Raw genomic sequence first — 11925 nt, forward strand, 5'->3', positions numbered from 1 at the left:
AACTTTGTTGATATAGGGCTAGTTTTTGTTGATATATTATAGTTTTTGTTGATATATCGATAGTTTTTGTTGATAAATAACAAGTTCGCGTTGATCAATTTAAGCGGAGTTAGTATGACAGCCACAAATACGAACGCTATGTGAACTATATTGATAAAGCTGTGAACTTCGTTGATATATGGCAAGATCTCGTTGATAAATGACGAGATCTCGTTGATAAAAGACATGTACCCGTTGATAAATTTAAGCGAAGTGAAAATGACAGCCACAAATACGAACATGATGTGTACTTTATTGATAAAGTTGTGAACTTTGTTGATATAAGATTAGTTTTTGTTGATATACCGCAAGATTTTGTTGATATAAGCCTAAATTTTGTTGATAAATAGCAAGTTCCGTTGATCTATTGCTTTTTGTTGTTTAAGTGCAGGGAATATGAAAGCGGAAACCCGAAACCCGAACAATATGTGAACTATATTGATAAAGCTGTGAACTTCGTTGATATATGGCAAGATCTCGTTGATAAATAGGGAGTTCTCGTTGATAAAAGACGTGTACCCGTTGATAAATTTAAGCGGAGTGAAAATGACAGCCACAAATACGAACATGATGTGTACTTTATTGATAAAGTTGTGAACTTTGTTGATATAAGATTAGTTTTTGTTGATATACCGCAAGATTTTGTTGATATAGGCCAAATATTTGTTGATAAATAGCAAGTTCGCATTGATCTATTGCTAAAACGAAGCACTATCTTATTCAATATAGAGGTATTCTTACATATTTTCATAGAAGCTAGCAAAATATGAGTGCAACTCAAGACAAAATCCAGAGAAAATGACCACCCTCATTGATTTTCTTCGTTAGTTTAGGAGATTCCCTCTTACTACACCGGGGAGGGGGCTTTCAAGCTCTTCTCATTGTAAAAATGAGAAAAAATTTCTATAGTTATCAATCGATCAATTCAATAAAGTTTTAAAAAGATAATAAAGTGCCCAATTTTCGTGGTGCTTTTAGTAGAAAAATGTCGAATAAATGGTTGGATATTGTAAAAGTATTGATTTAATTGGTATCTAATAACCCGATTGTTAATTATTTGAATATTCTAGATAATCAAATTACAAAGGAAAGGTTTAATGAAGAGCGATAATCGAATATAAAATGGCAGTATTTTAGATTCATATTTCCTCATACATTAAAAACTTTATTTTGATAACTAGAATAATTGGGGGAAGAGTATGTCAAAAAGAATGGGTAATAGTAAACTAGTAAAAAGTCTATCTGTTGCAGTTTTATCGTCGAGTTTTGTTTTAGGTTCATTAGGTCATGTATCTAATGTTACGAAAGCAGAAAATTCTTCAACTGCAGAATCAATTTTAGCTAAATTAACTTCACAGCAACGCCAAGCTTTACAAAAGCTTTCTACTACTGATCAATCTGGATTATTTATCGATTCGGATGTGAGCTTAGATAGTGTAGAACCAGTTTCTGTCATTGTTTCATTTAAAAAAAAGCCTCAAAAAATCGCTGTATTGGAAGCAGCTTTAAAAGGACAGACTCTATCCGATGATAAAGCGAAAGAAAATGCTGATGAAGATCACGTCACATTTAAATCAGACTTACGTTCTTTATTTAAAACGAAATCTGATGGTGCATATAAAATTAAACGTGAATATAAACATGCATTTAACGGTGTAGCGTTAGAAGTACCTGCAAATAAACTAACGGAATTACTGAAATCAACAGCTGTACAAGCGATCTATAGTGATGCAACTGTAAAGTCAGAACTACCTGTTGAAGGAAAGGAAGCTACATCTACTTCAACTGGAAAAGGAATGGCTGACGAACGTACTTATCTTAAGATTGATAAATTACATCAAGAAGGTTATACAGGTAAAGGTGTAAAGGTAGCTGTTCTTGATACAGGTGTTGACTACAACCATCCTGACATTAAAGCAGCATTTAAAGGCGGATATGATTTCGTAGATAATGACAAAGATCCGATGGAAACAACGATGGATGATTGGGTGAAAGCTGGTAAGCCAGGTGGAACTACAGGTGCAGCAAGCTACGTAACAGAACATGGAACGCACGTATCTGGAACAATTGTAGGTCAAGGGAAAAATGAAAGTGAATATGCGACAACTGGTATTGCTCCTGATGCCGACCTTTATGTGTATCGTGTATTAGGACCGGGTGGAAGTGGTTCGACTGAAAATATCATTGCAGGAATTGACCAAGCAGTTGCTGACGGTATGGATGTTATGAACCTTTCATTAGGTGCAAATTATAATGACCCGTTACTTGCAGAAAGCATTGCGATTAATAACGCAGTACTTAATGGCGTAACTGCAGTCGTTGCAGCTGGTAATGCTGGTAATAAGATGTATACATTAGGATCACCAGGAACTGCAGCTTTAGCGTTAACTGTTGGGGCAAGTGATGTTCCAATCACAACAATGTCTGCAAAAGGTTCAATGGATAATGTATCAGCAAATTTACAATTAATGGCAAGTGGATATGGTGATGACATTACAAAATTAAAAGGGCAAACTTTACCGGTAGTAGATGTAAATTTAGGAGAAAATTATACTGGGAAAGATGTAAAAGGCAAAATTGTCTTAATGAGCCGCGGTACTTATACATTGGATTCTAAAGTTGCTGTAGCTAAGTCTCAAGGAGCGGCTGCAGTACTAATGTACAATGATAATCCGACTGAAGGATTTATTCCAAGTTACTTAGGAGAAGGAGTAAATTTCATTCCAACATTTAGTTTATCGAATGCTGAGGGACTTGCATTAAAACAACAATTACAAACAGGCTCAGCAAACTTTACGATCTCTGATATGAGTGAAGTAAAAACACAAGGCGATACATTAGCAGACTTCAGTTCAAGAGGACCTGCAAGATTAACTTATGACATTAAACCAGAGATTACTGCTCCAGGCGTAAGTGTGTTATCAACGGTTCCAGGATTTATTAACAATCCAGATAATCCAACTGACTATAAAAATGCGTATCAACGTATGTCAGGAACTTCAATGGCTACACCATTTACAACAGGGGTTGCCGCATTATTAAAACAAGCCAACCATAGCTTACAACCAGAAGATATAAAACGATTTTAATGAATTCTGCTGATTCATTAAGCAAATCATATAGCGTGTTTGAACAAGGTGCAGGACGAATTGATCCATACAATGCAATCCATTCAACGATTGAAATTAAAGTACAAGAAAAAACACCAATGATTATTAATGGAAAAGAAAAACAAATTAATGAAGATACTGGTGCACTAAGTTTCGGTAATGTAGCTTATGATGAAAAAGATTATTCGAATTCACGTTCTGTTACATTAATGAACAGAGGAGAAAAAACGAAAACGTTTGATGTGAAAGTTAATTTCCAATCAAATCTACGCGGTTCAAAAGATGCAGCGGCAAACGGCGTAACTGTTCAAGCACCAGCTTCAGTTACATTAAAAGGAATAAGCCAAAAGAAAACAAATATTACGTTAAATATTCCTAAAACAGCTGAAAAAGGAATTTACGAAGGGTATGTAGTTTATACAAATAAAGATAATCCAACTGAAACTTATCGAGTACCATTTGGTGTCCACTATGTAGAAAAAGGATTCCAAGACATGGGTCTTACTCGTCATTCTATGACAACAGACCGAAATAATTTAAATAGTCCGTTATTTAATCCATATTTAAACGCTACATTCTCTTTGAAGTCGCATATGAGATATATTGACGTAGTATTAACTGATGCAGTTACAGGTCAAGATTTAGGATTAATGAATTCATTTGATGGTCTTTATTTTGATGAAGGTGTGCAATACACAATTGCGGCTGGACAAGGAGTTTATTATCCTTTTACAAATGATGTGAATAATCCAATTGCTTCAAAAGCGGTTTTAGCAAAAGAAGGCTTATACAAAGTAAAATTAATTGGCTATGATGATGCAGGTAAAGCCTACACAATCACACAAGATTTATTAGTTGATACTACAATGCCAAACAAATTTGATATACATGTAGATGGTGAAAAAGAAGGCAATCCATTTATTGAGTATAAAGAAGATCAAAAGTCAGTTCCATATACTGCTACAATTAATGATAAATCAGTTGATATCTTGAATGCAGCGGGTGTTAAAGCAGATCAGTCTACGAACATAATTGGCTACTTCTATAATAGTCCTTTCATGGGTGGAAAACTTACATTAGACGAAAATGGAAATTCAGCCAAAGATGAAATTGAAATGGTACCGAGTATTGCAGCATCTTCACTTCGATTCATCGGAGGAGACCAAGCGTCAAATGCATATGGTGATAAGCAATACTTCTTCGTTAAAGAGGGAACTCAATACGTATACGGTCAACCAAATACTAAAACAAGATTAAACAAATTAATCACACATCCTGGTGAGTCAAACACAATTACACTTACTGCTAATAATATAAACAAGCTAAAACAAGCGCTATATAGTTTTACGACGAATAGTGCGGATACAAATATCGTCAATATTGCATTGAATCCTGCAGCTGAGAAACTTGGTGGGAAATTAAACGTTACAACAACAAATCCAACTAGTACGACTGTTAAATCTGACGTTAATGTAACATTCGATGGTTCTCAGGATGTATCAGGTGATCTTCCGATGGTTGACGTAACGATTAAAATTCCAGTAACGAAGGATGTTATTTCAACTTCTAGCTTTAGAACAGTAACATCTACATTTACAAGCGTTGACAATACAGTGACGAAACCAATTACTTATATTGCACCGATTGCAGTATTGTCAAATTTCTCAAGCGTAATTAGTTATATTCATCCTGAAAGTTTCTCAAATGCAGATGGAACTCTGAAGAAAACAGACTTTACGAAAATTGGAGCAAATGTAACGATCGTCGATAGCAATGGAAAAACTTACACAGGTACAATGGATAGCATTGGACAGTTCTATATTTCTGGCTTACCGCTTACGAAAGAAAAATTTACAGTCATCACAGATATCCCTGGTCACTTTAACACTTACGGTAAATTTGACCGAGTTTACAATATAATGGATGGCAATATGTACGGAATTTTTAAGCGAATTGGTGTGGAAACAATTGATGATGCAACTGCGGGAGATATTAATAAAGACAATGTAATCGACATTAATGATGCTCTTGCAATTGAAACATATTGGGGAACAAACAAGCGCTCAGCTGATATCAACTTCGATGGAACAGTCGATGCAAAAGATTTTGCATTCGTAGAAAAGAACTACCTAATGAAAAACCCAGCTGTAGACAATGCACCAAAACCAGCGAAGAAATATAAAGGTCAAACAATTGATACGATTAAGAGTGAATTAGGCATTCAATAATTAAGTACTGAGGAAAATCCACAAGGAATAGTTTGCTTCCTTGTGGTTTTTTGCGTGAAATGAGTGGGAATTCCGTTTGTTATGGGCGAATCTGGACCCTATTTAGGAGTTGATCATCGAGTTTTAGTGATTTCTCTGAAAAGAGCGCTTGTTATGTACGAATCTGAATCCCAATTTAGGAGTTTATTAGCGAGTTTCAGTAATTTCTCTGAAAAGAGCGCTTGATATGAGCGAATCTGAACCCAATTTAGGAGTTTATCAACGAGTTTCAGTGATTTCTCAGAAAAGAGCGCTTGATATGTACGAATCTGAACCCTATTTAGAGGTTTATCAACGAGAATCAGTGATTTATCAACGAAAATGAGCTATATATCAACGAGAATCAGTCATATATCAACGGAGTTCACAACTTTATCAACAAAGTTCACGCAGTGTTCGTATTTTTCAATTTCAAAAAGGGATCTATTTCTGGTCCAATCCACTTATGCACAAAAAAATCGTGTTATGAACAAAAGACTATGGAATATGCACAAATAATCCAATTTATGCACGAAAATCATTGCTTTATGAACAAAGTTCACAACTACATCAATAATGTTCACGCAGTGTTCGTATTTTTATCAGTTAATCGTTAAAGTAAAATAGTGGCTCAAAAATCAAAACTGAACCAAATAAAAAAAGGGATGTCCACAAGTTAGAAACCTAACTGAGACATCCCTTTTATGTGCAATTGAATTCTAAAAAATAACTTTAAGGCGAAGCAAAAAATTTATTAATCGATCGATATCCAATCTTGAGACCATTTCATTAATTCCTTAATAACTGGCTCTAAAGCAAGGCCTTTTTCTGTTAAAGAGTATTCGATTCGAACTGGAGTTTCAGGATAAACATGTCGCTTTACAATTCCTGCTTGTTCTAAATCTTTTAATCTTTCCGAAAGGACGCGCCCGCTAATTGGTAATGTTGATTCGATTGTACAAAATCGTTGTGTTCCAGAAAGAAGTTGAAAAATTATTAGAATTGCCCAGCGTTTACTAATTAATTCTACGCTTTTTTCAAACCGAGGGCATAATAAAGAAAAATCCATAAAAAACCACCTCACCTATAACCATATTATAACGAAAATAGTATGAATAACAAGCTTACCATACATAAATTTATTACTTGACGTAAGTTATTTACTAAATTAAACTTACTTACATAAAGTAACTAGATATTTTTTTACGAAAATAAATAATAGGGGCAATATCATGAATGTGAATACAGAAGTATGTATTGTAGGTGCTGGACCAGGTGGAGCCCTATTAGCATATTTACTTGCAAAAAATAATATTTCAACAGTTTTAGTGGAGCGACATAATGGAATTGATAAAGAATTTAGAGGTGAACATTTAAATTCTGAAGGCGAACAAGTATTAAAAAAACATCGTCTATATGAAAAGGTAAAAGAATACGGTCTACTACTTATGGATCGTGTTGAATATTGGAGCGAGAACAAACTAATTAAAAGTGTTTTTCCGCCACCAGATTCCGAACATGTTGGCATTCATGTTCCACAAAATCATTTGCTTAATGTTATTTTAAAAGAAGCAAAAAAATATGACAACTTTCAGCTTTTAATGGGTACACGTGTATCAAAATTAATAGAAGATCAAAGTGGACGCTATGTTGGTGTAAAAGCAATTATGAATGATACCGAAATAACGATTAATAGTTCAATCATAATTGGTGCAGATGGACGATATTCTACAATCCGCAAATTAGCCAATATACCAACGGACATTATTAAACATGGATATGATTTACTTTGGGCTAAAGTTCCTAGACCTGTTAGTTGGGACCCAACTGTTAGACTAACATTAATTAATAACCAACAGCTAGCTTTATTTACTCAAGCGGGAGGTTATATTCAAATTGGATGGAATATTGAAGAAGGCTCATTTACTAAGTTAAGAAAAAATTCATTTAAACCATTTGTAAATCAGCTAGTCGAGGCTTTTCCTGAACTGACTGAAACAGTCGAGAAAAATATAAATTCCTGGAGCGATTTTGTATTATTGAATGTTCAAAGTAGCCGAAGTAAAACTTGGGTTAAAGATGGACTGATCATTATGGGAGACGCTGCACATACGATGAGCCCTACTGCTGCACTTGGTGTCAATATTGCGATGAAAGATGCAGATACTCTGGCGGGAATTATAATAGAAGCAGTGCAAAATAAAGATGCTAGTACATTTAATTTGAAGAAATTTGAAAATGCTAGACGAAAAGAAGTTGAAAGCTTACAAGAGCAACAACTATTACAAGAAAGTTCCTTTAAACATAATTTTGATGTAACTTTATAATATAATTTGATGATTTGAGTAGATTTTAAAAAATAGCTAGTAAATGATGTAATGAATTTGGAGGAAACTTAACATGATTAACGAAAAAGTAGTTTCATTATTAAAAGAGAAAATTAATGTAATAAAAAATAACGATAAATCAATCTATTTAGTTGGACCGATTAAACTGCCAGTAAATTTAGATGGGGAAACTGTTCCTTTCCAATGGTATAGTTGGCTTCGATGTGAAGATATAGAAGGTGATTTTTGTAGTGATGGATCGTACAACACGGAAAAAATTATTAGTAAATTAGCTTCTTCAAACTTAGCAGAAATGCAGCAATCAAGTGTACTAGTTTATGGTGATTTTGAAAATTCAGAGGAAGCTTTAATTCGAATGCATAGTATTTGCCACACTGGTGATATTTTTGGAAGCAAACGTTGTGACTGTGGATTCCAATTAAAAGAAGCGATGAAAATGATTTCTTCAAATGAATCAGGAGCATTATTTTATTTAGCAAATCATGAAGGAAGAGGAATCGGTTTATTTAGTAAAGCGATGGCATATGTTCTTCAAGAGCAAGGATTTGATACGGTTGAAGCAAATGAAGAGTTAGGTTTCGTGGATGATGCAAGAAACTATGAGGATGCGATTCGAGTATTAAAAACGCTTCGCTCAAAACCGGTTACTTTAATTACAAACAACCCTCGAAAGTTGGATGCTCTTCAAAGTTCTGGAGCGAATGTGTCTGGAAGAATTCAATTATGGGGAGACAAATCAAAGTATAATGAAAAATACTTAGAAACTAAAATTGTTCGTTCGGGTCATTTTAAGGGAGGACGTTCGCATGAGTAATCATGAATTTTATATGAACCTAGCGATTCAAAATGCAATGGCGACGAAAGGTCAGACTGATCCGAACCCATTAGTTGGTTCTGTTATCGTAAACGATAATCGAATCGTTGGAATTGGAACACACTTAAAAGCTGGGGAACCACATGCTGAAATTCATGCACTTAGAATGGCAGGAGAAAAAGCAATAGGTGGAACGATTTATGTAACGCTTGAGCCTTGCTCTCACCATGGACGAACTGGTCCTTGCGCAGAAGCAATCGTGAAAGCAGGCTTAAAAAAGGTTGTAGTTGCAACACTTGACCCAAATCCTTTAGTAGCAGGAAGAGGAATAAGAATCCTTCAAGACGCTGGAATTGAAGTAATTACCGGAGTTTGTGAGGAGCAATCGATTAAAATGAATGAAGTATTTAATAAATATATCGTTGAAAATATTCCTTTTGTCGTAATGAAATCTGCATCTACTTTAGACGGGAAGATTGCTACTCATTCATCTGATAGTAAATGGATTACTTCCGCAGAAGCTCGAAATGATGTTCATCAATTAAGAAATGAAATTGGCGCAATTTTAGTCGGAGTTAATACCGTATTAAAAGATAACCCAGAATTAACTACTAGAATTCCAAACGGACGTAACCCAGTTCGAGTGATATTAGATTCAACTTTAAAAATGCCATTAGATTCAAAAGTTGTAATCGATCAACAAGCTGAAACATGGATTTTCACAAGTCAAAAACATTCTGAACAGAAAAAAATAGAATTAGAAAACTTGGGTGTAAAAGTATTTGTTACGAATGATGTAAACCGAGTTGATTTACAAGAAATGCTAAGAACTCTAGGGGAACTTTCAATTTCTTCATTGTTAGTTGAAGGTGGCGGAGAAGTGAATGCTTCTTTTATGAATGAGAAACTAGTTGATAAAGTGATCGTCTACTTAGCTCCTAAGTTAATAGGTGGAAAAAATGCACCTACATTTTTAGAAGGCCCAGGAATTGATATGATGGGACAAGCTATCGAACTGAATGACCTTCAAATAACAAAAATTGGTCCTGATTATAAATTCGTTGGTTATCCAAAATTTACAACAGCATGAGGAAGGACTTTTAAAATGAGATTTGGATTCGATATTGATGATACTTTAATTGATTTAAGACAGCATGCTTTTCAAATTTATAATAAAAAATTAAATAAAAATGTTCCGATAGAAGTTTACAATGAACTAAAGACAGTTGAAATTCATGAGGCTTTTGGCTTAACGGCAGAAGAAGGTGGCCAAATGTGGAACAGTAATTTAGAAGAAACCTACTTTACTACATGTCCTCCTTTTCCTTATGCGGTAGAAACATTACAAGAATTAGAAAAACAAGGCCATGAAATTTATTATGTGACTGCTAGAAATAAAGAATACGGCGACCGAACAAAAGAATGGTTAATAAAAAATGGATTTCCAGTTCATCAAGATCGCTTTTATTGCGGCATGAAAGACTCTGAAAAAATTCACATTATAAAAGAATTAGATTTAGATTACTATTTTGATGATAAACCAGCCATTTTGAATACACTTTCTGAATTAACTTTAAAAGTATATTTAAAAGATACATCATATAATCGAGGGTTAGATATTCCTCGCATTACATGTTGGTCTGAATTAAAAGATATTGTTGAACAGAATTAAATGATGAGGGTACCAAGAAGTTAAAGCTTTTAGGTGCTCTTTTTTTTATAAAATTGTAAGAGCTGAAATGCAAATTCTAGAATTATTAAATCATTTTTCGTTGATATATGAAAAAATAATAGATTCATTATACTCTTTACTAAAGAACAATAATAAATTATAGGAAATAGAAAATAAAGTTTACTCACTATCTGATCTTAATTTTGGAGGTGCTAGCCAAATTGACAAAGCTTGAATTTGATTTTCAAAATCTACATATTTCAAAGCATACTGATTACAAAGGCTATAAAATTAGATTTTCGATCAATCATCAAAACTATGTGCTTTTAGTTGGTAAAACAAAAATCTTATTTCCTTTGAATTTAATTCACGTTTTTAGTGAAAGAGAGACATGTCAACTTTGTGGTAAATTAGTTTTTCCATCGAATATTAGTCAACAGGTTTGTCCTACTTTATTTAATAGAAGAAAAGAGTTGTTAGCTTATTTCCAAGAAAAGTATTCTGAGCAATTTTAAATTTGTATTAGACAATCGTCGACTATAGTGAATAATAAATTTCATAGTGAAAACGAGATAAAAAACTACTTTTTAGGTAGTTTTTATTTTTTTATGAAAATATTTAAGAATAATTAGACATAAAAATAGCATTTCATCATATATTTTGTTGAAAACGGAGGTGCTATTTTGCATGATTATTCAAGAATTAGATTTTCAAAACGTGGAAATTAGTAGGCTTGGAGGGTATGACGGCTTTAAAGTAAGCTTTTCAATTAATCATCAAGGTTATATTTTATTAGCTGGAAAACAAGAAACTTTATTTCCTTTGTCTATTAAACATGCATTTATTGAAAAAGAAAAATGTCAGTTTTGCAATAAGCTTGTTTTAAAATCAGCAATTAGCCAGCAAATTTGTTTGCATTTAATACTTAAAAAAGGCGATTTATTAACATTCTTTCAACAAAAATATCCAGAGCAATTTGAGTAAATATTTAGATAGTATTTAAGGAAAACTTCTAAGGAAAAACCACGTAGAGGTGGTTTTTTGTTTATAAAAGTATACATAGAGTAGTTGAATCCTCGATAAATACTTAATGAAGTTTGAATAATTATTAATGGATATTCGTCCGCAATTATTGTACTATTCTTATAATTCTATTTTTATTGGGGGATTTTTTTCATGACTAATTCTTTATCGCCAACTACTGCAGTTTCTTTGGAGTTTTACGATTCAAAATTTGATGAGCAGTTAAAGAACTATTATTTAACGGATGAGCACTTAAAGTTTACTGGATTACCGATCGATAATTTAGAAATATGTAAATTAGAGGAAGAACGTCATGCTATCGTAATAGTAAGCAATAACGAAGTAACTGGTTTTTTTGTATTGCATGGTTGGTAAGGTGTTCAGCAATATAGCGATAACGCAGATGCTATTTTACTTAGGGCTTATTCAATCGACTCTAATTTTCAAGGGAAAGGGATTGCTAAACAGTCTTTAAAATTATTGCCTGATTTTGTAAAAGCACATTTTCCAGAAAAAAATGAAATCATTTTAGGTGTAAACCATAAAAATATCGCTGCGCAGCATGTTTACTTAAAAAGTGGATTTGTTGATAAAGGCGTAAGGGTAATGGGAAAAAAAGGTGAGCTTTTTGTAATGCATATGGACCTAATATAAGTTTGGAAAGAGGAAGAAA

General features: G+C 33.4%; 11 protein-coding genes. 10 read left to right on the forward strand and 1 reads right to left on the reverse strand.

The window, feature by feature from the left end; translation table 11 throughout:
• Positions 1 to 1238: 1238 nt before the first annotated feature.
• Together CN692_RS00270 and CN692_RS00275 are read left to right on the forward strand one after the other, a co-directional pair.
• The gene (locus tag CN692_RS00270; protein ID WP_098117009.1) at positions 1239 to 3128 is read left to right on the forward strand and encodes a S8 family serine peptidase; all 1890 of its coding nucleotides are present in this window, start codon (positions 1239 to 1241) and stop codon (positions 3126 to 3128) included.
• Complete coding sequence (locus CN692_RS00275) at positions 3128 to 5377, forward strand: dockerin type I domain-containing protein (RefSeq protein ID WP_098117010.1); 2250 nt, start codon at positions 3128 to 3130, stop codon at positions 5375 to 5377. The genes CN692_RS00270 and CN692_RS00275 overlap by 1 nt, the downstream gene beginning before the upstream one ends.
• Before the next feature lie 772 nt (positions 5378 to 6149).
• Here CN692_RS00275 and CN692_RS00280 read toward each other — a convergent pair.
• Positions 6150 to 6464, reverse strand: coding sequence for a winged helix-turn-helix transcriptional regulator (locus CN692_RS00280; RefSeq protein ID WP_098117011.1), 315 nt, complete (start codon positions 6462 to 6464; stop codon positions 6150 to 6152).
• A 163-nt stretch (positions 6465 to 6627) separates the two neighbouring features.
• On the opposite strand from CN692_RS00280, the gene CN692_RS00285 reads away from it, so the two are divergent.
• The 8 genes from CN692_RS00285 (at position 6628) to CN692_RS26980 (ending at position 11906) form a co-directional block, all read left to right on the forward strand.
• Positions 6628 to 7722: an FAD-dependent monooxygenase gene (locus CN692_RS00285; protein ID WP_098117012.1), complete on the forward strand. Its 1095-nt coding sequence runs from the start codon at positions 6628 to 6630 to the stop codon at positions 7720 to 7722.
• A gap of 73 nt (positions 7723 to 7795) precedes the next feature.
• Positions 7796 to 8557 carry a GTP cyclohydrolase II gene (locus CN692_RS00290; RefSeq protein ID WP_098117013.1) on the forward strand — a complete coding sequence of 254 codons (762 nt, stop codon included), beginning with the start codon at positions 7796 to 7798 and terminating at the stop codon, positions 8555 to 8557.
• On the forward strand, positions 8550 to 9647 hold the full coding sequence (ribD, locus tag CN692_RS00295; RefSeq protein WP_098117014.1) for a bifunctional diaminohydroxyphosphoribosylaminopyrimidine deaminase/5-amino-6-(5-phosphoribosylamino)uracil reductase RibD: 1098 nt from the start codon (positions 8550 to 8552) through the stop codon (positions 9645 to 9647). Before CN692_RS00290 ends, ribD begins: the two co-directional genes overlap by 8 nt.
• 15 nt (positions 9648 to 9662) lie before the next feature.
• The gene (locus tag CN692_RS00300) at positions 9663 to 10229 is read left to right on the forward strand and encodes a 5' nucleotidase, NT5C type (RefSeq protein ID WP_098117015.1); all 567 of its coding nucleotides are present in this window, start codon (positions 9663 to 9665) and stop codon (positions 10227 to 10229) included.
• Positions 10230 to 10450: 221 nt separating this feature from the next.
• On the forward strand, positions 10451 to 10744 hold the full coding sequence (locus CN692_RS00305) for a hypothetical protein (RefSeq protein WP_098117016.1): 294 nt from the start codon (positions 10451 to 10453) through the stop codon (positions 10742 to 10744).
• Between the two features lie 172 nt (positions 10745 to 10916).
• The gene (locus tag CN692_RS00310) at positions 10917 to 11213 is read left to right on the forward strand and encodes a hypothetical protein (protein ID WP_098117017.1); all 297 of its coding nucleotides are present in this window, start codon (positions 10917 to 10919) and stop codon (positions 11211 to 11213) included.
• 192 nt (positions 11214 to 11405) lie between these two features.
• Positions 11406 to 11627: a hypothetical protein gene (locus CN692_RS26975; RefSeq protein WP_306659886.1), complete on the forward strand. Its 222-nt coding sequence runs from the start codon at positions 11406 to 11408 to the stop codon at positions 11625 to 11627.
• Between the two features lie 33 nt (positions 11628 to 11660).
• Positions 11661 to 11906 (forward strand): GNAT family N-acetyltransferase, encoded by a 246-nt coding sequence (locus CN692_RS26980; RefSeq protein WP_306659888.1) that lies wholly within the window; start codon positions 11661 to 11663, stop codon positions 11904 to 11906.
• Positions 11907 to 11925: the final 19 nt, after the last annotated feature.

It is taken from the genome of Bacillus sp. AFS002410 (assembly GCF_002556365.1).
Lineage (GTDB): Bacteria > Bacillota > Bacilli > Bacillales > Bacillaceae_G > Gottfriedia.